This is a genomic window from Actinomyces sp. (assembly GCF_030524025.1).
Lineage (GTDB): Bacteria > Actinomycetota > Actinomycetes > Actinomycetales > Actinomycetaceae > Actinomyces.
This window is the reverse complement of record NZ_JAUNHI010000001.1, coordinates 111,813-134,699: the sequence shown is the minus strand read 5'-3', so window position 1 is coordinate 134,699 and position 22,887 is coordinate 111,813. Positions and strand designations below refer to the sequence as shown.

The following is a 22,887-nucleotide window of genomic DNA, read 5'->3' as shown; positions in this document are numbered from 1 at the left end:
TCAGATGATCGAGTCAAGCGCGGGGGGCAAGCGTCACCCATTCGTGATGAAATGGCGTCGTTCCGCCGAAAAATCGACGTTAACAAGTCGGTCGCGAGCGCTAGCATCCCCGTTCGCGAACAGGTTGACACGGCACGCTGGGGACCCGTTCGGCGCGACCTGAAGGGAGGCTGGGAGCCCCTAGCGATCCTCCTGTGAGACTTATTGGTCCTGGTTCAATCTGCTCATGACCGATGCGCAGACCGACCCCCTCGTTCATCTCCTCCCCACCCCCGCCGACACGGGCAGGCCATGGCTCGTGTGGTACGCCGACCAGGAACGGATCGAGCTGTCCGGCCGGGTCCTGAGCATGTGGCAGGCCAAGACGGCGGGCCTGCTGACCGACGAGATCGGAGAGCGGCCTCACGTCCATGTGGCGATGAGCACTCACTGGAGGACCGTCGCTTGGTGCTGTGGTACATGGCTGGCCGGCGGTCTTGTGAGGTTTAGCACAAGCGATGGGGTCTCTGGCGTGTCGCCGACGGCCGCCGTTGCCCCGGTCGGCCCCGACTCGGCCAGCGTCGCCTTTGACGCCCGCGACCTCGACCCTCGGGCCGGGGTGCAGGTCCTCGTCCCCCGGGCCTCGCTGGCTCTGCGCCACCCGGAGGCCCTCGAGCCCCTGGTGCTCGACGGCGTCGCCGACCTCATGGCCCTGCCCGACGTCTTCCCCCCGGTCCCCGTGGAGGGCCACGCCCCCGCGCTCGTGTCCGGTGGCGGGGGCGTCGCCTGGACGCGCCGCGAGCTCGTCGACTCCCTGCCCGAACACCGGGCGCTCAAGGCGCGTGAGACCGGCACCCGCGCCGTCATGATTGAGGAAGGGACACCGATGGCGGTCCTCGAGGTGCTGGCCGCCTGGCGGCACGGGCTCAGCGCCGTCATGGTCGACGCCAGTGCCGAGTCCGCGCTGCGCACGGCCGCCGCCCGCCAGGAGGGCGCCCTGCCCTAGACGGTGTAGTCCGAGGTGCGGCTGGGACAAGGGCGGGGTGGGGTGGTGCGGGGTAGGAGACACGGGACTGCGCCCGGCCGTGCCATATCTACCGATCTCGAGGGGTCATATGTCCCGATCTCGGCGAGGGGTGGGGCCGGGAATCACTGACCGGCTCGCCGCTGCCCCCTCATCCCAACGGTTGAAGATCCTCAGGGCACGTCGGCCTGCACGAGCGTCCCGGCGCCCTCGACGGCCAGCGTCCGCTCGTCGGCCCCCACGAACACGGCCTGGCCCCGGGTCAGGCGCTCCTGCCCGGCAGGGGTCGTCACGGTCGTCGTGCCCTCGACGGCCAGGACGATCCGCGGCCCGCGGCCGGGGACCTGGGTCCTGGCGTCGGCGGGGACGACCGTGGTGACGAGCAACTCGAAGTCGTCGACCGGGGCGTAGTAGGCCCGCGTCGCGCGCGAGAGGTACTCCGGGGCCGGCCGCACCGGGGGCGCAGCCACGTAGTCGACGCAGGCGAGCATGGCCGGGACGTCGACATGCTTGGTCGTCAGGCCGGCGCGCAGGACATTGTCCGAGGAGGCCATGACCTCGACCCCCAGGCCGGAGACGTAGGCGTGGACCGAGCCGGCGGGGACGAAGAGTGCCTCCCCCGGCTGGAGGGTGACGGGGTTGAGCAGGAGGGCCGCGGCCACCCCCGGGTCTCCGGGGAAGGAGCGGGCCATCTCCACGGCGTTGGCGTCGGCCCGGCGCGACGGCGAGGTACCCGCCGCCAGCCGCCGGGAGATCTCTTCGACGAGCTCGTCGACCTCCCCGGGCTCGGGACGGGTCTCCTGGGCGACCAGGTCGGAGAAGACCTGCCTGATGCCGAAGCGCGTCGGGTTGAGGCGCAGGGTCCGGCGCATGCGCCGGGCCAGGGGGCTCGACAGGTCGGCCAGCACCTCCGCGGCGCGCCGCGGCGCCCTGAAACCCGCCACGGCCTCGTAGCGGGTCAGGGCCAGGACCATCTCCGGCTTGTGATTGGCGTCCTTGAAGCTGCGCCGTGGGTCGTCCAGCGCGACCCCCTCACGGTTCTCCCGCTCCCAGCCGGCCATGGCCTGCTCGAGATCAGGGTGGACCTGGAGGGACAGTGCGCGCTCTGGGGCGATGACCTTGAGCAGGAAGGGCAGCTGGGGTCCGAACCGGCGCACGACGTCCTCCCCGAGCAGCCGGGCGGGATCGGCGGCGATCAGCTCGGCCAGGGGCGGTCCTCCCCGCACGTGGGTCGGGCCCGCGTGGTGGGCGCCGAACCACAGCTCGGCCCAGGGCTCGGAGTCGGCCTGGACCCCGAGGAGCCCGGGGATCGCCGTCGTCGAGCCCCAGGCGTAGCGCTGGCGGGCACCGTCGAGTCTTTCCATGACGGCAAGATAACGGCTCGGGCCCCCGACGCCCCGCAGGCCACGACCCGCACCGGTACTCCCCCGCTCCGTCCGGGCGCGCCCTATCCGGCACAGGACCGCGGCGCGCACTGCCCCGCCTCCTTCGGGCTGCACCGGACGGAGATGATGGGTCACACTGTGCCCATGCGAGGCATCATCCTGGCCGGGGGCTCCGGCACGCGACTCAACCCGATCACCCTGGGCACCTCCAAGCAGCTCGTGCCCGTGTACGACAAGCCGATGATCTACTACCCGCTGAGCACGCTCATGCTCGCCGGGATCCAGGACGTCCTGGTCATCACGACGCCGCACGACGCCCCCAGCTTCCACCGGCTCCTGGGGGACGGCTCCCAGCTCGGGGTCAACCTGTCCTACACCGTCCAGGAGGTCCCCAACGGCCTGGCCCAGGCCTTCGTCCTGGGCGCTGACTTCGTCGGCGGCGAGCCCGCCGCCCTGGTCCTGGGCGACAACATCTTCTACGGCCCCGGCATGGGCACCCAGCTGCGGCGCCACACCAACCCCGAGGGCGGCGTCGTCTACGCCTACCAGGTGGCCGACCCCACCGCCTACGGCGTCGTCGAGTTCGACTCCGAGTTCAAGGCGCTGTCCATCGAGGAGAAGCCCACCCGCCCCCGGTCGGACTACGCCGTGCCCGGCCTGTACTTCTACGACAACGACGTCGTCGAGATCGCCCGCAACCTCAAGCCCTCGGCCCGCGGCGAGTACGAGATCACCGACGTCAACCGCACCTACCTCGAGGCGGGCCGCCTGACCGTCGAGGTGCTGCCCCGCGGCACCGCCTGGCTCGACACGGGCACCTTCGACTCCCTGGCCGACGCCACGAGCTTCGTGCGCACCGTCCAGCACCGCCAGGGCCTCAACATCGGCTGCCCCGAGGAGGTCGCCTGGCGCATGGGGTTCATCGACGACGATGGCCTGCGTGAGCGCGCCGAGCCCCTCGTCAAGTCCGGCTATGGCCAGTACCTGCTCGGGCTGCTCGAGCGCGAGCGCCGCTGACAGCCCCGGGCGCCCCCGGCCCCGAAGGCGACCAGCGCCGGGGTCGGCCACCAGTCTTCAGACGCACTGGCCGTTCACGCCGGTGCCCGTGTCTCCCGCACCACCCAGGACAGGGGCGGGAGACACCGGTGGTGTGCACGAGTCCGGGGCCGGCGACCCCGTGGAATCAATCATCTAGACTGTGGGGGCCGCCCCGCCTACCGAGGAGTCCTATGCCGACGCGCCGCCCCAGAACGCTGGTCATCATGCCGGCGTGGAACGAGGAGGAGGCGATCGGCGCGACGATCCGCGAGCTGCGTGAGGTCGTGCCCACCTACGACCTGCTCGTCGTCAACGACGGCTCCCGGGACCGCACCGGCGAGGTGGCCCGCTCCGCCGGCGCCCTCGTGCTCGACCTGCCCTACAACATGGGTGTCGGGGGCGCTATGCGGGCCGGGTACAAGTACGCCCGGCGCTTCGACTACGACCGCACGATCCAGGTCGACGCCGACGGTCAGCACGACCCGCGCGACATCGACACCGTCCTGGACGGGTTGTCCCGGGCCAACATCTCCATCGGCGCGCGCTTCGCGCAGGTCGGCACCTACCGGGCGCGCGGTCCGCGCCGCTGGGCGATGCTCCTGCTGGCGGCGATCGTGGGGCGCATCAGCCGCACCCGGCTGACCGACGTCACCAGTGGGTTCCGGGCCGGGGACCGCACCGCCATCGACCAGTACTGCCGCTATTACCCGGCCGAGTACCTGGGCGACACGATCGACTCGCTGGTCATCGCCGTGCGCTCGGGACTGAGCGTCACCCAGGTCGGGGTCTCGATGCGCCCGCGCCAGGCGGGCACGCCCTCGAACCACCCCGGCAAGGCCGCCGTCTACCTCGTGCGCTCCATGTTCGCCCTGTTCATCTCCCTGACCCGCCGTCCCGTGGACCGCCGTCCCGCGCCGGAGGACCGGGAGGCGGTGCGCTGATGCTCACCCGCGTCTTCTTCATCCTGGTGGCCGTGGCCATCATGCTTTTCGTCATCGGCCTGCTGCGATCGCGCAAGCTCCGGGAGAAGTACGCAGCGCTGTGGATCCTCGTGGGCCTGGCCATCGTCGTGCTGGCGGTCGTGCCCGACCTGCTGGGCGCCCTGGCCGGGTTCCTCGACATCCAGGTGCCCTCCAACCTCCTGTTCGCCCTGGCGATCTTCCTGCTCCTGGGTGTGGCGCTGCACCTGTCCCTGGAGATCAGCCGCCTGGAGGACGAGACCCGCGTCCTGGCCGAGAACATCGCCGTGCTTGACCTCGTGGTCCGGGAGGCGGGTCTGACCTCCTCGCTCGAGGGCGACCAGGCGCCACCCGAGGACCCCCGGCCCCCTGAGCGTCCCGACAACCCCGGACCGAAGGAGCCCGCATGACCCGCAGTCCCCGCGGCCGGGTGAGCGTGTGCATGGCGACCTACAACGGCGAGCGCTTCGTGGCCGAGCAGATCGGCTCGATCCTGCCCCAGCTCGCCCCGGACGACGAGCTCATCGTCGTCGACGACGCCTCGAGCGACTCGACGGTCTCGGTGCTCGAGGGGCTGGCCCGCCACGACCCGCGGATCCGCGTGACGGCACGCACCGACAACCGGGGCTACGTGCGCACCTTCGAGGAGGCCCTGTCCCTGGCCGGCGGGGACCTGCTCCTGCTCAGCGACCAGGACGACGTGTGGACCCCGGACCACGTCGAGGTCCTCGTCAACGCCCTGGAGGGGGCCGAGGTCGCGGCGACCAACCTGGGCACCCTGGGCGGGCCGGACGCGATCCGCGGCCCCTACGGGCAGGCCGACTGGCACCTGCGCGCCGCGGACTCCCACCGCGCCTGGCGCAACGTCCTGGGCGTGCTGGCCGGCAACCGGCCCTACTACGGCTGCGCCATGGGCGTGCGCGCCGAGGCGCTGGCCCGGGGCCTGGCCCCCTTCCCCGGTTTCCTCGGGGAGTCCCACGACCTGTGGATCGCCCTGTACGGCAACCTTCGGCGCTCGGTGTGCCACTGCCCGCAGCGCACCGTCCTGCGCCGGTTCCACGAGTCCAACCAGACCCCCAACCGGCCCCGGGGGGTGCGTGCCGCCATCGGCTCGCGCCTCCTGCTGCTGCGCTGCATCGGTGAGCTGCGGCGCCGCATCCGCTGAGGGCCGGCGCACCCCGCTCAGCGCAGGGCGTGCCGCAGCAGCGGACGCACGTCCCGGCGGGCGCGCAGGGCGCCGGGCAGCAGCGTCAGAGCGTAGGCCCGCGAGGTCACGTGCCGGCGGGCGGCCCGGGCGGCCCGCCTCCAGCCGAGGGCGTCCATCCGTGCGGCCTGCTGGGCGAAGAAGCGGCGCTCGTCGGCGAAGCGCGGACCGTCGAGAAGCGCCTCGGAGGACAGGCTCGCCTGGTGGCGGCGGTAGCGGAAGACGAGGTCGGGCACGACCGCCAGACGCGCGCCCGCGGTGATGAGGTCCATGAGCAGGCCGACATCGAGGATGATCTCGTAGTCGGGCAGGAACCGAGCACCCCGGAGGGCCTCGGTGCGCAGGGCCAGGCTGGGCCAGTACAGCCAGTCCCCCACGAATAGGGAGCGGGCCAGGTCCTCCCCTGCCAGCACGTGGGTGGCCTGCCCGCCGGGCCGCAGGAGGTCCTTGACGCGGTCGCTCAGGGGCAGGACCGTCGTACCCGACTCATCGATGACCTCGACACCGGGCTGGATGATCTCGACCCCGGGCAGCCGGGCGGCCGTGCGCTCGATGGTCTCGACGTACCGCGGCCCCAGCAGGTCGTCGCAGCCCATGAACACCGTGTAGGTGCCCTCGGCCAGCTCCTGGCAGCGGCTGAAGTTGCCGATGATACCGAGGTTGTCCTCGTTGCGCAGGTAGCGCACCCGCTTGTCGTCGAGATCGGCGAAGTAGCCGGAGACGTCCTCGGGGTAGCAGTCATCGACGACCGTCAGCCGCCAGCTCGGCGAGCTCTGTGCCAGCACCGAGCGCACGGCGGCGTACAGGTAGTCCGGCTCGCCCCAGAAGGGGATGAAGATGTCGACGGCGACCGGCGCCCCCGCCCCTCGTGCCTGCACCGGCTCACCGCTCCTCGACCGGCCCTGGGCCCGGTCGGCGGCGCCGTCGGCCTCGGTTGTCCTGCTCATCTCGTCCCGCCTCCCGGGGTCGTGTCGTTGATCGCGCCTCCGCGTCCGGCCAGGCCGTCGCGCAGCCCGTGCGCGGCGCGGGCCAGCCGCCCGCGCCGCCCCGGGGCCAGCGCGGTCACGATGATGAGGTGCCTGGCCTGCTTGCCCACCGCCCGGGCGCACCACCGCGGGTGGCTGCGACCGTGACGCCGTAGCAGCGCCACGAGGTTGCGCACCTGGTAGTAGTACCGGAACTCCGCGGCCACGGTCAGCGGCATGCGCCAGGGCCCAAGTCCCGCGCTGACGGTCGTGCCGAGCTGGTGCTCGATGGACACCGGGGCGATGACGGGCACGGCCCCCAGGTCCAGGGCGCGCAGGTAGAAGTCCGAGTCGACGCCGTCGATGAACAGCGACTCCTCGAAGCCCCCCAGGGCCCGCCACAGCGCGACGGTCACGAGCAGGCCCGACTGGATGGGCTCACCGCCCACGACCACTGGATCACGGCCCTGGGCCCCCGGCAGCCGGCGGATGTTGCCCGCTGCCCGGGGCGCGACCATGCCGGCGGGCACACCTGCCGCGCGCGCCGCGGCGAAGGCCTCGACCTGGGCGGCCACATAGCCGGCCGGCAGGCACGAGTCCTGGTCGACGGTGAGCACGGCCTCGCAGGCGGGGTCGAGGTGCCTGGCGCCCGCGTTGAGGGCCGCGGCGATCCCCCGGTTGCGGTCCTGGACCACCACCTGCGCGCCGAGGGACCGGCAGTCGGCCAGGAGGGCCCGCGTCGCCTCGGTGGCCCGTTCGGGGCCGTCGTCGACAATGACGACCTGCTCGACCTGGTCGAGCAGCACGCCGACCGCCCGGACCAGTCCCGGGCCCGGGGCGAAGGCGGTGACGACCGCTCCGACCCGGCTGATCCGGTCGGGCAGGTCGAGGGCCGGCGCGCTCATCGGCCGGGCTCCGTCCCTGGGACAGAACCGGAGGCGCCATCGTGGCACTGGGCTCCCATACGCCGCAGTGTGCGCAGGGACCGGGGTAGCAGGATCAGGAAGATGAGCAGTTCGGAGCAGGCCATGCCTGCGGCGATCACCGCCATGGAGTGGCCGGCAGCGCCCGCCGCCATCATCCCGAGGCCGCCCACAGCCGCAACGACCGTGGCGATGAACACCGCGTGCGCCTGGCCTGTCGGGATCAGGACGTTCCGCAGTAGGGGCGTCGCCGTGGAGATCGCGAAGAAGGCGACGCCGTACCATGCCGAGGCGGCATAGGTGGCGGCGACCTGCGGGCCGAAGAGGACCGAACTGACCAGGGGTGTCAAGACAGCGATTACGATCGCACCGCACAGGCCCAGCGCGACGTGCGCCATGATGGCCAGCCGTTGGCGCCGACGCCCCTGCTCTCCGTCGACCTCCAGTACCCAGCCCTGGAGGGCGTTACCCAGAGCCTGGACGAGGAACAGCGCGTAACGGTAGACCTGGTCCGCCGAGGCGAAGCGGGAAGATATGGCCGGGTCCAGTGCGGCAGTCGCGATCGGTGTCGGCGTGTAGCCGTACGCGGCACCCACGAGGTTCGACCCCGCTGCACCGCTCATGTGCCTGATGTCGTCCCACACCTCGGGCAGGCTGGGGTAGTCGGCGCGAACTCCGGGGAAGACGCTGCGCCTGAACAGGACCAGTCCGATGACAACGCCGGCGGCGAGCAGGCAGGGGTAGAAGATGACCTTGCCGGTCAGGACCATGAGCGGGATGGCGATGACCGTCGAGATCGTCCGCGGCAGGGTGTCGAAGTACCCCAGCAGCCGTGCGTCACCCACACCGATGCAGTACCACTGAGGTGACATGGCCGGCAGAACGAAGGCGACCGCCGTTGCCCCGGCTGCGACCCGCAGCGAGGGCAGGGCGAGCCAGGCACTGATCACGGCGCACACCGGCACGACACCCAGGCACAGCAGACTCCTGCTCAGGACGCTGCCCGAGTACAGGCGGTTCAGCTCCTGGACTGTGTGCACTCGCGCCACACGGGCCGGACCCACGTAGTTCCACCCCCACAGGACGGCGGCAGCACCAAAGGTCCCCACCGACATCGCCGTCGCCATGGACGACCAACCCTGACCTGCCAGCCGAGCCACGACAGGCATGGCCAACAGGGGCGTCACCAGGGTGAGCAGCGGCCACCCGGTGAAGCCCAGGAGCCGGAGGATGACGCGACGGGCCTCAGAGGGCACGGACATAGACCTCGAGGCGCTCCATCGAGTCGGCCGGGGTGAAGCCGGTCGCCTCGATCTTGCTCAGGTCCAGGGTGGAGATGAGCGGGCGGGGCGCGACGTCCTGGCCGGCGAAGTACTCCTCGGTGGTGATCGGGGTGACCGCCTGCGGGTCGTGGCCGGTCAGCTCATAGACCCGCTTGGCCACATCCGCCCAGGAGACCACAGGCCCCTCCCCCGAGAGGTTGTAGGTGCCGTAGGCCGCCTCCGTGCTCAGCAGGTGGATGATGCCTGCGGCAAGGTCCGTGGTGAAGGTGAGGCGGCCCGTCTGGTCCGCCACGACCTTGGGGGCCACGCCGCGCTCGGCCAGGGAGGCCATCGTCTTGACGAAGTTCTTGCCGTCGCCCACCACCCAGCTCGTGCGCACGAGGTAGTGCCTCGGGGCGCCCGCCACGGCGGCATCGCCGCCGGCCTTGGACTGCCCGTAGACGCCCAGGGGGCTGGGGTCCTCCTCCTCGGTGTGGACCTCGGCGGTGCCGTCGAAGGTGTACTCGCTGGAGACGTGGACGAGGACCAGCCCGTGGGCGGCCGCGACGCGGGCCAGGTTGGCCGGGCCGGTGGCGTTGGCCCGCCAGGACAGGCGGCGGCCGTCGGGGGTCTCGGCGCCGTCGACGTTGGTCCAGGCCGCCGCGTTGATGATGACGTCGTAGGACGCCCAGTCCCACTGCTCCATGGCCTGAGCGTCGGAGATGTCGACCTCGGGCAGGTCGACGCCGGTGGCCGTGTACCCGGCCTCGGGCAGCTGGCGCATCAGCTCGCGCCCGAGCTGGCCGTTGGCGCCGGTCACCAGCGCTCTGCGTCCCCGGGGGGCCGGGGTGGGGAAGGCGATGACGTCTTTCATCCGCGGGTGGCCCCGGTCCTTGTCGGACTGGATGGCCCGGTCCAGGGGGATCGGCCAGGGCACCGCGACGGTCTCATCGGCGAGGTTGAGGAAGGTGTACTGGGCGTCGGGCGACCAGTGGTCGTTGACCAGGTAGGTGTAGGCCGTGTTCGGCTCCAGCGTCTGGTAGGCGTTGCCCACGCCCCGGGGGACGAAGACGGCCACCGAGGGGTCGATCTCGCAGGTGTAGACGGTCCCGAAGCTCGGCCCCTCGCGCAGGTCCACCCAGGCGCCGAAGACCCGCCCGGTGGCCACTGAGACGAACTTGTCCCACGGCTCGGCGTGGATGCCCCTGGTCACGCCCACCTCGTCGTTGAAGGAGATGTTGTTCTGCACAGGGCCGAAGTCGGGCAGTCCGAGGGCCACCATCTTCTCGCGCTGCCAGTTCTCCTTGAACCAACCGCGGTTGTCCCCGCGGACGGTCAGGTCGATCCGCAGGAAGCCCGGGATCGGGGTGGTCTCAATGCCCAGGGGCTTGGCGGTTCCGGTCATGTCGTGCACGTCCTCATTCGTCGGGGTCGGTCGGCGCTGGTCGGGGTTGGCCAGGGCTGGTCAGGGCCCGTCAGGTCGCCTCGGGTGCCGTGCTTCAGGGGCGCACCCCGGCCGGCTGCCTGCGAGTGTAACGCGACACGGCCCTGCGCCCCCGGGGACCGGGCCGGCCTCAGTTGACGTGGAGGGAGACCGCGCCGTAGGCGTAGGCGGCCACGGCCAGGACCGCCAAGGCGATGCGCAGGCTGCGCCGGTCCAGGGACCAGGCCGCCGTCAGCGCCAGGATCGGGATGAGGACCATGCCGTAGCGGGGCTGCATGGCCACCGCCGAGCCGAAGACAGCGGCGAAGGCGATGTTGACCGCCGGGCCGACGCCCAGCAGGGAGACGGCGCCGCTCTGGGCGAAGCGGCGCTCGACCCAGCCGCGGTCCGGGTGGAGCCAGGCCACGGACACCAGGGTGGCGATCCCTCCCCACAGGACGAGGGTCGGGAAGACGGACGCCTCCGTGCTCGCCGGCCAGTTAGCGGTGAACAGCCCCTGGAGGGAGTCATCGAGGTAGTACAGGCTCCCGGAGACGTCGACGGCGCCCTGCGGGTCGCCAGTCAGCCCGGCGGAGGGCACGGCCACCGCCGTCTTCAGCCTCATCCACCCCAGGCCGACCGCGAGCGCCGCCACTGGGGGGATGAGGACCGCGGCCCACCCGGGCCTCCTGCCGTCCTCACCCTCCTGGCGCGGGGCGATCCGGGTCCAGACCAAGAACAGGAAGGCGGCCACGACGACGAAGGAGTTCTGGAACTTGACCAGCGTGACCGCCGCGGAGATCGCGATGAGGGGCCACAGCGGCCACTGGCCCCGGGAGTAGAGGAGGGCCGCCAGGAGCACCGCTGAGCCGCACAGGAGGTTGGGGGCGTCGGGGCTGATGTAGGCGTTGGTCACCCGCAGGCCGGGCATCGCGCACACGACGATGGGGATCCACACGGCCAGCCACCACGAGCCGGCCGTGCGTCGGATGAGGTAGGCGAGCATGACCATGCCCAGGCCCAGCCAGATCGCCCCGGTCAGCCGGGCGGCCGTGATGAGGCTGAGGCCCGGCAGGACCGTCATGATGGCCTTGGCCATCCAGGCGGTTGTGAAGTAGTAGACCGGCGAGTGGATGCCCGCCGTGGAGTGCCCGTCCCACGGGTAGGTCGCCAGGGGCTCGTCGATGCCGCAGCGGCCGACGTAGGTGACATCGCTCTGCTCCATGCCGAAGCCCCGGCACGAGGACGCCTCCCGGGCGACGGCGTCGACGGTCTGGCCCTCCCGGGCCAGGATGCCCCGGGTCGCCTTGTCGACGGCGTCGACGTAGTTGTACTCGTCGATGGGCGACAGGGCGGGATGGGCGTGGACGTACCTGGCGGTGATGACCCCGGCAAGGGTCAGCATGAGCAGGGCCAGGAGGAGCCATTGCGCCCATCCGGGCAGGGCGGCCGCGCGGGTGCGCAGCCCGTTGAGGAGGCCTGTCATGGTCGACCTTTCCGGGACGGGGCTGGGACTGGGCAGGGTGGGATGACACGCGCCGCACGGTCCGCCGGCTGCGACGGCGCGAGAGGCACTGAGATCATAACGTCAGCGGGCCGCTGCGGGGCCGATCGGCCCGGCGGCCGGTGGTCGGCGGGCCAGCCCTCGGTCTCAGCCCCAGTACTCGACATGCGGGTCGCGCAGGACGACCCCCCGCCAACGCTCGAGGGAGGCCTCCTCCTCGGGGGTGATGCGCACCTGACGGGTCGAGGACTCCCGGTGGACCAGGCGCGCCGCGTTGACGCACACGACCCGCCCGTGGTCCAGGCCCAGCTTGAGGCACAGGTCGACGTCGTTGAAGTTGAGCGGCAGGGACTCGTCCATCCCCCCGACCTCGAGGAAGTCCTCGCGCCGGCAGGCCAGGCAGGCGCCGGTGACGGCCAGGTAGTCGACATCGGCCTGCGCCATCGGGTGGGTGGGGTCGTCGGGCTCGAAGATCCTGGGGTGCATGGGCAGGCCCTCGGGCGGGCAGACGGTGCCGATGTGCTGGAGGCGCCGGCGGTCGCCCAGGAGCAGGCGGGCGCCGACGGCCGCGGTGTCGGGCCGGCCCAGGGCGCCGAGCATCTCCTGGAGCCAGCCCGGTTCGACGGGCTCGACGTCGTCGTTGAGCAGGAGGAGCACCTCCGCCTCGGTGGCCAGCGCGCCGGCGTTGATGGCCCGCGCGTAGTTGAAGTCGCCCTCGGTCCGCACCGTCCGCAGCCGCCCCGGCCATGCCTGGCCGCACCGGTCGAGCAGGTCCTGCGGGACGGCGGCGTCGACGACAAGGACGACCTCGACGTCGATCTCAGCGTCCAGGTCCAGGAGGGTGGGGCCGACGGTGCGCGCCAGGGCCTCGAGGAGCAGGTGCACGAGGACGTGCTCGGTGCCGTCCTCGATGGTCCTGCCCGCCAAGGCGGTGGGGATGATGACCCCCACCGAGGCGGTCCACCCCGGGCGGGCGCGCATGACGACGCCGCCGGCCCGGGTGGGCACGACAAGGGCGTCCTCGCCGGTGCGCCGCAGGTGGGCGCGCGCGGTCTCGAGCCGCTCGTGCACCGAGCCGGTGGTCGTGGGGCCCGCCTGGTCGACGAGCACCGCCGGACAGTGCTCGGGGTGCTCGGCGAGGTCGGTGGCCCGCACGAGCAGGTCCCACTGGCTGAGGACGGCACCGGCGGCCCGCACCCGCTCCAGGAGCCCGGCGGACAGAAGGACGGCGCGCCCGCTGACCGGCAGCTGGGCGAGCAGATGAGGCATCCACCGCGGGGCGCGGCGCGTCCGGCCGTCGACCCGGTGGTCGACGGTGACCAGGTCGGCGCCGCGCTCGACGGCGAAGTCGGCGAGCACCCTGAGCCCCCCGGGCTCGAGGCGGTCACCGGCGCCCAGGAGCAGGGCGTAGGGAGTGTCGATGCGCGGGCCGGTGATCCAGTCCGCCTCCACCCAGCGGTCCTCGGGCCCGGCCAGGACGTCGAAGGACTCCCGTGTGGCGGCCGTCGCCTCCCCGGGGCTGACCAGCAGCGTCACCCCGGTCACGACGGGCGCCTTCTCACGACGCGCCGTGCCTTGAGGGCCACGCGCACCGCCGGGTGGGAGCGGATGGCCGCCAGCTGGGCCTCGCGGACCGCCAGCGCGGACTCCAGCTCTCCGGCCCGCGCCGAGACCCGCGCCAGCTCGGCGTCGGTGCGCCCGATGCGCTCTGCCTGGTCGCGGATGATCGAGGCGCGCACCGCGCCCGCGGCCTCCAGGGCGCCGACACGGGCTGCGAGCTCGGCGCAGCGCTGGGCCAGCCCCGTCTCGACCGCCTCGGCCTGCTCGGCGGCCACGCGGTCGTGCAGGTCGGCGTCCCGGGACGCGAGCTCTCGGTGATCATGATCCTGACCCGTCATGGGGACAGCATAGTGTGGCGGCGGGGCCCGGCCGATGATCTCCCCGGTAGCATGCCGCCCATGCGGATCGTCCAGGTGTCAGCCCACTACCCGCCCAACTTCGTCTCGGGAGGCACCCTCGTGCCCCAGCGGGTCGCGCGGTATCTCAAGAACGCGGGGCACGAGTCGCTGGTCTACGCCGGCCACCTGGACAACAACCGCCGGCCCCTGGAGACCTGGACGGAGACCGACGAGGAGGGCGTGAAGGTCACCTGGCTGGTGACGACCCCCTGGACGGCGTGGACGGACCCGAGGAACTACGACAACCCGGAGGCCACCGCGGCCTTCAGCCGGTGGCTGGAGACCACCTCCCCCGACATCGTCCACGTCCACTCTCTGCAGACGCTGGGCGTGGGGCTCGTCGAGGCGGCGCACGCCGCCGGGGCCAAGGTCGTGCTGACGATGCACGACTTCTGGTGGTTCTGCTCGCGCCAGTTCCTCGTCGACCAGAGCATGCGGCCCTGCTCCCTGGTGGTCGAGTGCGGCGCCTGCGACTGCGACGCTGCCCCCTCGATCGCGGGCCGCTCCCCGCGCCTGCTGCGGGCCCTGGCCGAGGTCGACCTCGTCCTGGCCCCCTCGCGGTCGGCGGCGCGGGTCCTGGCCGCCAACGGGGTCGAGCCCCGGGTCCTGCGTGTCAACGAGAACGGGCTGCTCGACGCCCAGCTCGCCCGCCTGGGGCCCGAGCCCGTGGCCCGGACGGGCACGGGTCCGGTCCGGCTCATGTACGCCGGCGGCATGCAGGAGATGAAGGGCATCGAGGTCCTGGGACGGGCGGCGCGGCTCATCGGCGAGCGTGAGGGCCTGGTCCTGGACGCCTACGGCGTCGAGAACCGCCTGGACGCCTCCACCCCCTCGTGGTTCCGCCCACAGCCCGCCTTCGACCCCGACGAGCTCCTGCCGGTCCTGGACGCCCACGACGTCCTTGTCCTGCCCTCGGTCATGCGCGAGTCGCACTCGATCCTGACCCGTGAGGCCCTGGCCGCGGGCCTGGCGGTCGTGTGCACCGACACGCTGGGCCCCGAGGAGGCGGTGACCGACGGTGTCAACGGCTACATCGTCCCGGCCGGCGAGCCACGGGCCCTGGCCGAGCGCCTCCGCCTCCTGGCCGACGACCCGGCCGGCGCCCGGGCCCTGACGGGCCGGGGCTCGAGCTCACCGATCCGGTCCTTCTCCGAGCAGGGCGCCGAGCTCCTCGACTACTACGCCGAGCTGATGAGCGCCCAGACCGACGAGCTCGAGGCGGTGCGCCGCGCCCAGGCCCAGCTGCTGAGCAAGGTGCTGTTCATCATCGGCATCGACGGGGCGCCGCTGCGCTACCGCGCCCACCTGCCCGCCGAGGCGCTGCGCATGCGCGGGCACGAGGTGGTCGTGCGCCACTACCGCGACCCCGCGCTGCTGGGCGATGTCGAGGACGCCGACGCCGTCGTGCTCTACCGCGTCCCGGCCACCGTCCAGGTCCTCGACCTCATCGAGCGCTTCCGCAGCTGCGGCCGCGAGGTGCCGATCCTCTACGACGTCGACGACCTCATCTTCGACTCCTCCCTGCGCGGCACCCTCGACGGGCTGGAGAAGCTGACCGAGGCCGAGGAGGAGCTGTGGTGGCACGGGGTCGACCGGTACCGCACGACGCTGGAGGCCTGCGACGGCTTCGTGGGCTCCACCCGGATGCTGTGCCAGGAGGCGACGCGCCTGACGGGGCTGCCCTCCTACCGCTACGCCAACGGGGTGGGCACCCTGCTGGCCCAGGCATCCGACCGGGCACTGCTCGAGGACCGCTCCCGCGAGGACTCCACGGTGACGATCGGCTACTTCTCGGGAACGACGACCCATGACGCGGACTGGGCGATGGTCGAGCCCGCGCTGGCCGCCGTCATGCGCCGCCACCCCGAAGTCCGCCTGCGCCTGGGCGGGCACCTCGAGCCCACCGGCGCCCTGGCCGAGTTCGCCGAGCGGGTCAGCCGGCCGGGATTCGTCCCGTGGTACCGGCTCCCCGAGCTGCTCCGGGACACCGACATCTGCCTGGCCCCCCTGACCGGGGACTCGGTGTTCAACGAGTCGAAGTCGGCCATCAAGTGGCTAGAGGCGGCCCTCGTGTCCCGGCCGACCGTGGCCACTCCGACCGGCCCGTTCAGGGAGGTCATCGAGCACGGGCGCACCGGGATGCTCGCCTCGACCACCGAGGAGTGGGAGGAGGCCATCGAGGAGTTCGTGTCCTCCGTGGCGCTGCGCAGCTCCATCGGTGCGGCGGCCCGGCGCGAGGCGCTGCTCGAGCTCTCCCCGCGGATCCAGGGCCGGGTCTACGAGGACCTCCTGGTCGACGCCGCCCTGCGCCTGCGCCGGCACGGGCACCGCAGCGACTCGACCTGGACGCCGGTGGCCGACGACGAGCCCTTCTCCGCGGCCGACGCGCCGGTGGACCCCTACACGGTGCCCGCCCGACCGGCCGTCATCCTGCCCCGGGGACTGGCCCGGGCCCGGCGGCTGGGGCGGCGCACGCTCGTGGTCGCCCGCTCCGAGGGTCTGGGCTCGGTGGCGCGCCGCACGGCGCGGAAGGTCTCCCGCCGCCTCCACCGCTGAACCGGCTCGACTTGTCCCCGCCCCACGGGGCCCCGGTAGCCGACGCTGCACATCATTGATCCCGGCGGTGGGAACGAATCCGTGAGATTCCAACGGTTGTTGATCGTTTTGTCGCACCCGGCACGTGTCTCCATGTGTACCGCACGGACCGACGCACATATCTGGCTCCAGCGGCCGCCACGGCAACAGCAACCAGTTGGGGAAAACGGCGGGATTCCACTGTTCCTACCCCACCCCGACGTCGCTGTTATGTGCATCATATCACACCAGTGGCTCGGCGGTGCTAGCTGAGCACGTCCACGGGGTGGAGGACACGGGCTTGGCGGCCCGGGTCCGGGGCTTGGCCACTGAGTCCGGGACTCCGTGCACGTCTCCGGGCCCCCTCGCCGAGATCGGGACATATGAGCCTTTCTCACCAGGGGGTGAGGGTCGGGGCTGGGTGTCGTTGGGGTGCGGCGGGAAGGCGGGCCTGTCGTAGGCGGTCCTCCACTGCGCCCCAGTCGAGGACCGGTGTGCGGGACCTCGACGGCCGAGCACCTGGCGAGAAGGGCTCGATGAGCCGAACTCGAGGTGCCATATCTACCGATCTCGGCGAGGGGGAGGGCACCGGACTCGTGACGTCGACCCTGGACCCCTGACGTCAGCCCCGGACCGTGGCGCGCAGCCCACTCCTTGGAATCAATTGGAATCAATAGGAATCAATCAACTAGGGACGTGGTCCCGTGCGGCCGAGCAGCCCGTCGCGCAGGCCCTGGGCGAGGGCGCGCGCCCGCAGGCCGCGGCGGTCGGCCGCCAGGGCGTTGAAGGCCGAGTACTTCGTGATCCACACCGCGTAGCCGATCCGCCAGGCCACGGGCAGCAGCCCGGAGCGGATGAGGGCCACGGTGTTGCGGGCCAGGTAGTAGTTGCGCACCGGCCCGTGCATGTGGACAGGCTGGCGACGCCCGGGGATGCGCACGACCTCGTCACCCAGGGAGTGGGTCATACGCGCCTCGGGGACGACGAGCAGGCGGTAGCCGGCACGGCGCGCCCGCAGCCCCCACTCCAGGTCGACGTGGTCGATGAACAGCTCCTCGTTCATCGGGCCGACCTCCCGCAGGGCGTGGAGGTCGATGAGGCACCCCGAGGCGATGAGGAAGGCGACCTCGAGGAACCGCGAGCCCAGCTCCTCGGCGGTGGCCCGCCGGGGCCCCCAGCGCCGGGCGACGTAGACGAGCTGGTCGCGACCGCCCCGGCCCTCCCCCACGAGGGGGCCGACTGCGGCCACCGGCCCCCCGGCCGGGGCGGCGAAGGCGGTCAGGAGCAGGGGGACCATCCCCTCAGCGGGAGCGGAGTCGTCATCCGACAGGAGCACCCAGCGCGCGCCCAGGCGCTCGGCCTCGGCGATCCCGCGGTTCTGGGCGGCGGCGATGCCCGTGTTGCGCCCGAGCTCGATGAGCCGGGCGCCCACGGCGGCGCAGGCCACGCGCACGGAGGCCAGCTCCTCGGGCGTCGAGCCGTTGTCCACGACGATCACCCACCGGCACTGCTCGGCCAGCGCCTCGAGCAGCTCGGCGCAGTCGTCCTCGGGGTGGTAGGTGACGACGACGGCCGCCACGTCCCCACCGGTGCGGGCGCCGCTCACCTGAGCCGCCCGGCCAGGCGCCACCGGATCTTGTCGACCACCCCGCGCAGCCCCTTGGCGCGCACCACCCGCACGGTGGCGCGCAGGTCGCGGCGCACCGCCGCCATGAGCGGCAGCGGCTGGGTCGCCGGAGAGGCGAGGTGGGCGTGGTCCGCCGCGCGCCGGGGTGCGGCGCAGTAGTCGAGCAGCGGGGCCAGGGTGGTGCTCCACGGGAAGCGCTCGGCGGTCCGGCGCACATTGGCCCGGCAGCGCTCGGCGAACTCGGAATCGGTCAGAATCCGGGTGATCGCCGCCGCCAGCGCCTCAACGTCCTCGACCGGGACGCAGGCCCCCAGGTCGCGCGCCTCGACGAGGTCGCCGAAGGAGTCGCCGGCCGAGCACACGATCGGCAGGCCGGCCCACAGGTAGTCCAGGATCCTCGTACGGAAGGAGAAGGCCGTCTCGATGTGCTCGAAATGCGTCGAGACACCGATGTCGGCGTCCATGAGGTAGTTGACCCGGTCCTCGTAGACCACCCAGTCCTCGTGAAAGAACACGTGCCTGCCGGTCAGGCCCAGGCGGTCGGACTCCTGCCGGGTCCGGGTGGCCATGTCCATCTCGGGCACGTCGGGGTTGGGGTGCTTCATGCCCAGGAAGAACAGCCGCACGTCGGGGACCGTGCGCCGCACGAGGTCGACGGCGCGCACGACCGACAGCGGGTCGAACCAGTTGTAGACCCCGCCGCCCCAGATGATGACCGGGTCATCGGGGCCGATCCCCTCGATCGCGCCCTTGATGGGGTGCCGTGTCTGCGCGGCAGACAGGTCCGAGGTGCCGAAGGGAACGACGTCGATGAGGCTGCGCAGGGAGGGGTCGGCGTCGTAGGTGACCGGGTTGACCCGGCCCGAGGCCGCCAGGTGCCCCAACCACAGGTCGCGCTGCTTGTCCGAGGCGCACACAAAGAAGTCCCCCCGGGAGACCTGCGCGCCCAGCTCGCTCAGGGCCCGGGCCAGGGCGGCGTGACGCTGCTCGGCGGGCTGGTACTTCTCGACCTCGAGGGACTCCAGGTGGAAGGGGTCGTACAGGTCGATGACGACGCACTGCTCGACCTCCTGGAGCCACGGGAAGGTCGCCGCGATGTAGCCCTGGATGATGACGACGTCGCAGGCCTCCACCTCGGCCCGGAACCCCGAGACGTCGACGTGGGCCGCCGTGAACCCCTCCCCCGCCCGCTCGCACACGGCGAAGGTGAGCAGTCGCACCGGGTGCCCGCGGTCGGCCAGGTGCGCCGAGATCTCCCAGGCACGGATGGCGGGCCCGGCCATGCGCTCGCGGATCGTGTCGAGGGTGACCACGATGACGCGGGGCATACCGCGCCCGGCGCCCGTGGCCGCCGGGCGCGGTATGCCGCCGGCAGCCGGTGCGGTCGTCCCCGAGGCGCTCGTCTCGCTGCTGGTCATCTCACGGCCTCCTGTCCTGACCGGGCTGCCACACGCCCTCCATGGCCACTGGCCCGCCCGCCTCGCGCATCGGGCCGGTGGCGACCTGGAGCCAGGCGATCTCCCTGACGAAGTCGACGACCCGGGAGCCCCCGGTGTCCAGGATGCCGCCGTGGACGGGGAAGGAGCCGGGCTGAAGGGGCAGGTGCGGGATGAGCAGGTCGAGGTGGCCCTCTCCGCTCAGCGTGCCCAGGTCGATGTCCTGGTCCGCCGAGAAGCTGCTCCACAGCTGGACGCCCTCAATCGTGTCGACGGTCAGCCCGATACTCGGGGCCTCGACGGGCCGGCGGGTCTCGTAGTGCAGGCGCAGGAGCACCGGGTCCCCAGTGGCGACCACCGAGTCGGTCGGCCGCCCCTCGGCGGTGAGCACCTCGACCCGGCTGACCAGGGCGTCGGCGGTGCCCCAGCGCACGCGCCCGTCCTGGTCGATGCGGATGTTGGAGCGAGCGGCATCGGCGTACTTCTCCAGGACTGTGCGCGCCGGGCCGACCTCCTGGAGGACCCCGTGGTCGAGGTAGGCGGCCTGGTCGGCCATTGACCGCAGCTGCGGCAGGGAGTGGGACACGACGACGACCGTGCGCCCGTCGCGCCGGAACTCGGCGAACTTCTCGGCGCACTTGTCCTGGAAGGAGGCGTCGCCGACGGCGAGGATCTCGTCAACGAGCATGATGTCGGGCTCGGTGTGGATCGCCACGGAGAAACCCAGCCGGACGTACATGCCCGAGGAGTAGTTCTTGACGGGCTGGTCGATGAACTCCTCCACGCCGGAGAAGGCGACGATCTCATCGAACTTCCGGTCGATCTCGCGGCGGTTCATCCCCAGGATCGAGCCGTTGAGGTAGACGTTGTCGCGCCCTGACAGCTCGGGGTGGAAGCCCGAGCCCACCTCGAGCATGGCGGCCATGCGGCCGCGGCGGGTGATCGTCCCGGCGTCGGGGACCAGGATGCGCGCCAGGCACTTGAGCAGCGTCGACTTGCCCGAGCCGTTGTCGCCCACGAGGGCGAAGGTCGAGCCCTGAGGGATCTCGAGGGAGACGTCCTTGAGGGCCTCGAAGTCCCGGTAGGCGGCGGTGCGACGGCGCAGGAGGGCGGACTTGAGGGTGTTGTTGCGCTCCTGGTAGACCCGGAAGGTCTTGGACAGCGAGTCCACCGAGATCGCCGATCCGGTCGTGGTCATGGTCATCACAGCGCCTCCGCGAGTCGGGCCTGGTGGCGGTCGAAGACCCGCCACCCGATGAGGAAGGCCCCCAGGGACAGGGACACGACGATAAGGCTCGTCGAGAGGTCGGGCATCCGGTTGTCGTAGAGCAGGTTCCTGAAGGCCTCGATGAAGTGGTAGAAGGGGTTGAGCCGGTAGACGTCGAAGACGGTCACGCCGTGGAAGGCGCCCAGGGTCGATGAGGTCTGCTCGACCAGGGACTGGGGGTAGACGATCGGGTTGGCGTAGAACCAGATCTGGAAGATGATGCCGATGAGGTACTGCAGGTCGCGGAAGTAGACGTTGGCGATCGACAGAAGCATGGCCACGCCCGTGGCGAAGAGGGTGAGCAGCGCCATGAGCACGACGGCCGGCAGGATGTAGAGGTAGGGCGCCCCGCCCAGCACGACGATGGCCACCAGGAGCACCGCCATCTCGATGGACCAGGAGTACAACCAGGACAGTGAGTTGGACACGAGCAGCGCCGAGCGCGGGAAGTAGACCTTCTTGATGAGGTTCTCGTTGCCGACCAGCACGCCCATGCCGCCGTTGACGACGTTGGTGAAGAAGCTCCAGGGCAGCAGGCCGCACATGAGCCACAGGGCGAAGATGTGCAGCCCCGAGGGGTCGCCGGCCGCCGGCTCGATCTTCATGACGAAGCGGAACACGAAGGAGTAGACGAGCATGAGGGCGATCGGGTTGGCCAGGGACCACAGCTGACCCAGCGCGGTTCTCTTGTACTTCCCCTTCACCTCGCGCATGGTGAGGTTGTAGAGGAGCTCGCGGGACTCCCGCAGGTCGGTGAAGATCGCCAAGGCACATCCTTCGATCAAGGCAGTTTCGCGTCGCGACGCGCTGGGGCCATCATAGGGGAGGCCGGCGGGGAGGTCCCTCGCCGTCGGTCGGCGCACCCGGGGCGACCGACGGCGCCCCCGCCCGTGCGGTGAGACCTGCCACGCGACGGCCACAAGTCCTGTCAAGCGTATAGGCTGGTTGCCATGCGTCTCACAGTGATCGGATGCGGATACCTCGGCGCGGTCCACGCAGCCGCCATGGCGGAGATCGGGCACGACGTCGTCGGCCTCGACGTCGATGCGGCTAAGGTCGAGGCCCTGGCCGCCGGACGAGCCCCCTTCTTCGAGCCCGGCCTCGACGTGCTCCTGGAGCGCAACGTGGCCCGGGGCCGCCTGGCCTTCACGACCGACCCCGCGGCCATCCGCGGGCGGCAGGTGCATTTCATCGGGGTGGGCACGCCCCAGTCCCCCACCGGCGCCGCCGACCTGACCTACGTCGACGCCGCCGTCGAGGCGATGCTGCCCCACCTCGGGCACTGCACGGACGGCCAGGAGGTCGTGGCGGGCAAGTCGACCGTGCCGGTGGGCACGGCCGCCCGCCTAGCCCGGGCCATCGACCCCACGGGGGCGGCGCTCGTGTGGAACCCCGAGTTCCTGCGCGAGGGCTTCGCCGTGGACGACACCCTCAGCCCCGACCGGATGGTCTACGGCCTGCCCGAGGACCCGGCGGCCGCCGAGCGCACCCAGGCCGTGCTCGACGAGGTCTACGTCCCCATCCTGGAGGCGGGCACCCCCCGGCTCGTCATGGACTACGCGACCTCCGAGCTGGTCAAGATCAGCGCCAACGCCTTCCTGGCCACGAAGATCTCCTTCATCAACGCCATGGCGCAGGTCTGCGACACCGTCGGCGCCGACGTGACGGCGCTGGCCACCGCCATTGGGATGGACGAGCGGATCGGCTCGCGCTTCCTGCGCGCCGGCATCGGCTTCGGGGGCGGCTGCCTGCCCAAGGACATCCGCGCCTTCCAGGCCCGTGCCGACGAGCTCGGGGTCGGCCAGGCCCTGGGCTTCCTGGCCGAGGTCGACAAGGTCAATGACGCCGTGCGCAACTCGGCGGTCGCCACGGCGCTGGGCCTGCTGGGGCCGCAGGCCGGCAGCGCACGGGTGGCCGTGCTCGGTGCGGCCTTCAAGCCCGACTCCGACGACATGCGCAACTCCCCCGCCCTGGACATCGCCCTCGAGCTGGCCCGCACGGTGGGCTCGGTGGTCGTCGTTGACCCAGAGGCGGGCCCGCTGCTGGCCGGCCGTCCGGGGCTGCCCTACGAGGTGGCCGCCACCACCGAGGATGCCCTGTCGGGTGCGGACCTGGTCATCCTGGGCACCGAGTGGCAGCAGTTCACCACCCTCGACCCGGTCGTGGCCGCCGGGCTTGTGCGCACCCCGGTGGTCATCGACGGGCGCAACGCCCTGGACCGATCGGCCTGGAAGGCCGCGGGCTGGACCTATACGGGTATCGGCCGCCGGTGAGAGGACCGGCCCCGACCAGTGCCACCGGGACGTGGCACCATCTCCCCACCACCTCTTGTGTTCCCCGTCCCCGCCGCCGCGGGGCC

General features: G+C 71.8%; 19 protein-coding genes. 7 read left to right on the top strand and 12 right to left on the bottom strand.

The annotated features are described in order from the left end of the window. The first annotated feature begins 226 nt into the window (after positions 1-226). Positions 227-985 carry a TIGR03089 family protein gene (locus tag Q4C85_RS00570; RefSeq protein ID WP_303138492.1) on the top strand — a complete coding sequence of 253 codons (759 nt, stop codon included), beginning with the start codon at positions 227-229 and terminating at the stop codon, positions 983-985. A 191-nt stretch (positions 986-1,176) separates the two neighbouring features. Here Q4C85_RS00570 and manA read toward each other — a convergent pair whose 3' ends face one another. Beyond that, the gene (manA, locus tag Q4C85_RS00565; RefSeq protein WP_303138489.1) at positions 1,177-2,367 is read right to left on the bottom strand and encodes a mannose-6-phosphate isomerase, class I; all 1,191 of its coding nucleotides are present in this window, start codon (positions 2,365-2,367) and stop codon (positions 1,177-1,179) included. A 165-nt stretch (positions 2,368-2,532) separates the two neighbouring features. On the opposite strand from manA, the gene rfbA reads away from it, so the two are divergent. The 4 genes from rfbA to Q4C85_RS00545 all read left to right on the top strand — a co-directional run bounded on the left by rfbA (position 2,533) and on the right by Q4C85_RS00545 (position 5,550). Then, positions 2,533-3,405: a glucose-1-phosphate thymidylyltransferase RfbA gene (gene rfbA, locus Q4C85_RS00560; protein ID WP_303138486.1), complete on the top strand. Its 873-nt coding sequence runs from the start codon at positions 2,533-2,535 to the stop codon at positions 3,403-3,405. 212 nt (positions 3,406-3,617) lie between these two features. Next, positions 3,618-4,367: a glycosyltransferase family 2 protein gene (locus Q4C85_RS00555; protein WP_303138484.1), complete on the top strand. Its 750-nt coding sequence runs from the start codon at positions 3,618-3,620 to the stop codon at positions 4,365-4,367. Next, positions 4,367-4,795 carry a DUF2304 domain-containing protein gene (locus tag Q4C85_RS00550; RefSeq protein WP_303138481.1) on the top strand — a complete coding sequence of 143 codons (429 nt, stop codon included), beginning with the start codon at positions 4,367-4,369 and terminating at the stop codon, positions 4,793-4,795. The genes Q4C85_RS00555 and Q4C85_RS00550 overlap by 1 nt, the downstream gene beginning before the upstream one ends. Beyond that, positions 4,792-5,550 (top strand): glycosyltransferase, encoded by a 759-nt coding sequence (locus Q4C85_RS00545; RefSeq protein ID WP_303138478.1) that lies wholly within the window; start codon positions 4,792-4,794, stop codon positions 5,548-5,550. The genes Q4C85_RS00550 and Q4C85_RS00545 overlap by 4 nt, the downstream gene beginning before the upstream one ends. Positions 5,551-5,567: 17 nt before the next feature. Here the strand turns inward: Q4C85_RS00545 and Q4C85_RS00540 are convergent, their stop codons facing one another. The 7 genes from Q4C85_RS00540 to Q4C85_RS00510 all read right to left on the bottom strand — a co-directional run bounded on the left by Q4C85_RS00540 (position 5,568) and on the right by Q4C85_RS00510 (position 13,564). Further along, positions 5,568-6,536: a glycosyltransferase gene (locus Q4C85_RS00540; RefSeq protein ID WP_303138475.1), complete on the bottom strand. Its 969-nt coding sequence runs from the start codon at positions 6,534-6,536 to the stop codon at positions 5,568-5,570. Further along, the gene (locus Q4C85_RS00535; RefSeq protein ID WP_303138473.1) at positions 6,533-7,459 is read right to left on the bottom strand and encodes a glycosyltransferase; all 927 of its coding nucleotides are present in this window, start codon (positions 7,457-7,459) and stop codon (positions 6,533-6,535) included. The genes Q4C85_RS00540 and Q4C85_RS00535 overlap by 4 nt, the downstream gene beginning before the upstream one ends. Next, positions 7,456-8,733, bottom strand: a complete 1,278-nt coding sequence (locus Q4C85_RS00530) for a lipopolysaccharide biosynthesis protein (protein WP_303138470.1) — start codon at positions 8,731-8,733, stop codon at positions 7,456-7,458. Before Q4C85_RS00530 ends, Q4C85_RS00535 begins: the two co-directional genes overlap by 4 nt. Next, positions 8,723-10,144 carry a bifunctional dTDP-4-dehydrorhamnose 3,5-epimerase family protein/NAD(P)-dependent oxidoreductase gene (locus Q4C85_RS00525; RefSeq protein WP_303138468.1) on the bottom strand — a complete coding sequence of 474 codons (1,422 nt, stop codon included), beginning with the start codon at positions 10,142-10,144 and terminating at the stop codon, positions 8,723-8,725. Before Q4C85_RS00525 ends, Q4C85_RS00530 begins: the two co-directional genes overlap by 11 nt. 169 nt (positions 10,145-10,313) lie before the next feature. Then, positions 10,314-11,648, bottom strand: coding sequence for a hypothetical protein (locus Q4C85_RS00520; protein WP_303138467.1), 1,335 nt, complete (start codon positions 11,646-11,648; stop codon positions 10,314-10,316). A 165-nt stretch (positions 11,649-11,813) separates the two neighbouring features. Then, positions 11,814-13,211, bottom strand: a complete 1,398-nt coding sequence (locus tag Q4C85_RS00515) for a glycosyltransferase family 2 protein (protein WP_303138464.1) — start codon at positions 13,209-13,211, stop codon at positions 11,814-11,816. Next, positions 13,208-13,564: a hypothetical protein gene (locus Q4C85_RS00510; protein WP_303138462.1), complete on the bottom strand. Its 357-nt coding sequence runs from the start codon at positions 13,562-13,564 to the stop codon at positions 13,208-13,210. The genes Q4C85_RS00515 and Q4C85_RS00510 overlap by 4 nt, the downstream gene beginning before the upstream one ends. 60 nt (positions 13,565-13,624) lie before the next feature. Between Q4C85_RS00510 and Q4C85_RS00505 the strand changes: the two genes are divergently transcribed. Then, entirely contained in the window at positions 13,625-16,180 is a 2,556-nt protein-coding gene (locus tag Q4C85_RS00505; protein ID WP_303138460.1) for a glycosyltransferase, read from the top strand. A 706-nt stretch (positions 16,181-16,886) separates the two neighbouring features. On the opposite strand, the gene Q4C85_RS00500 is transcribed toward Q4C85_RS00505, so the two are convergent. Genes Q4C85_RS00500 through Q4C85_RS00485 form a run of 4 tightly spaced genes read right to left on the bottom strand, consistent with a single transcriptional unit; the run spans position 16,887 to position 21,295 of the window. Then, complete coding sequence (locus tag Q4C85_RS00500; protein WP_303138459.1) at positions 16,887-17,804, bottom strand: glycosyltransferase family 2 protein; 918 nt, start codon at positions 17,802-17,804, stop codon at positions 16,887-16,889. Continuing rightward, entirely contained in the window at positions 17,801-19,243 is a 1,443-nt protein-coding gene (locus tag Q4C85_RS00495; protein WP_303138456.1) for a glycosyltransferase family 4 protein, read from the bottom strand. The genes Q4C85_RS00500 and Q4C85_RS00495 overlap by 4 nt, the downstream gene beginning before the upstream one ends. A 1-nt stretch (position 19,244) precedes the next feature. Next, positions 19,245-20,459, bottom strand: coding sequence for an ABC transporter ATP-binding protein (locus Q4C85_RS00490; protein WP_303138454.1), 1,215 nt, complete (start codon positions 20,457-20,459; stop codon positions 19,245-19,247). A 5-nt stretch (positions 20,460-20,464) separates the two neighbouring features. Beyond that, positions 20,465-21,295 carry an ABC transporter permease gene (locus Q4C85_RS00485; protein WP_303138451.1) on the bottom strand — a complete coding sequence of 277 codons (831 nt, stop codon included), beginning with the start codon at positions 21,293-21,295 and terminating at the stop codon, positions 20,465-20,467. A 183-nt stretch (positions 21,296-21,478) separates the two neighbouring features. On the opposite strand from Q4C85_RS00485, the gene Q4C85_RS00480 reads away from it, so the two are divergent. After that, the gene (locus Q4C85_RS00480; RefSeq protein ID WP_303138448.1) at positions 21,479-22,801 is read left to right on the top strand and encodes a UDP-glucose/GDP-mannose dehydrogenase family protein; all 1,323 of its coding nucleotides are present in this window, start codon (positions 21,479-21,481) and stop codon (positions 22,799-22,801) included. Positions 22,802-22,887 lie beyond the last annotated feature (86 nt).

Excerpts from the sequence above, each read along its gene's own strand:
- Q4C85_RS00495 (WP_303138456.1), bottom strand. The coding sequence starts at position 19,243 with ATGACCAGCAGCGAGACGAGCGCCTCGGGGACGACCGCACCGGCTGCC.
- Q4C85_RS00540 (WP_303138475.1), bottom strand. The coding sequence starts at position 6,536 with ATGAGCAGGACAACCGAGGCCGACGGCGCCGCCGACCGGGCCCAGGGC.
- Q4C85_RS00525 (WP_303138468.1), bottom strand. The coding sequence starts at position 10,144 with ATGACCGGAACCGCCAAGCCCCTGGGCATTGAGACCACCCCGATCCCG.
- Q4C85_RS00555 (WP_303138484.1), top strand. The coding sequence starts at position 3,618 with ATGCCGACGCGCCGCCCCAGAACGCTGGTCATCATGCCGGCGTGGAAC.
- Q4C85_RS00505 (WP_303138460.1), top strand. The coding sequence starts at position 13,625 with ATGCGGATCGTCCAGGTGTCAGCCCACTACCCGCCCAACTTCGTCTCG.
- Q4C85_RS00570 (WP_303138492.1), top strand. The coding sequence starts at position 227 with ATGACCGATGCGCAGACCGACCCCCTCGTTCATCTCCTCCCCACCCCC.
- Q4C85_RS00510 (WP_303138462.1), bottom strand. The coding sequence starts at position 13,564 with ATGACGGGTCAGGATCATGATCACCGAGAGCTCGCGTCCCGGGACGCC.
- manA (WP_303138489.1), bottom strand. The coding sequence starts at position 2,367 with ATGGAAAGACTCGACGGTGCCCGCCAGCGCTACGCCTGGGGCTCGACG.
- Q4C85_RS00545 (WP_303138478.1), top strand. The coding sequence starts at position 4,792 with ATGACCCGCAGTCCCCGCGGCCGGGTGAGCGTGTGCATGGCGACCTAC.
- Q4C85_RS00480 (WP_303138448.1), top strand. The coding sequence starts at position 21,479 with ATGCGTCTCACAGTGATCGGATGCGGATACCTCGGCGCGGTCCACGCA.
- rfbA (WP_303138486.1), top strand. The coding sequence starts at position 2,533 with ATGCGAGGCATCATCCTGGCCGGGGGCTCCGGCACGCGACTCAACCCG.
- Q4C85_RS00550 (WP_303138481.1), top strand. The coding sequence starts at position 4,367 with ATGCTCACCCGCGTCTTCTTCATCCTGGTGGCCGTGGCCATCATGCTT.
- Q4C85_RS00535 (WP_303138473.1), bottom strand. The coding sequence starts at position 7,459 with ATGAGCGCGCCGGCCCTCGACCTGCCCGACCGGATCAGCCGGGTCGGA.
- Q4C85_RS00520 (WP_303138467.1), bottom strand. The coding sequence starts at position 11,648 with ATGACAGGCCTCCTCAACGGGCTGCGCACCCGCGCGGCCGCCCTGCCC.
- Q4C85_RS00490 (WP_303138454.1), bottom strand. The coding sequence starts at position 20,459 with ATGACCACGACCGGATCGGCGATCTCGGTGGACTCGCTGTCCAAGACC.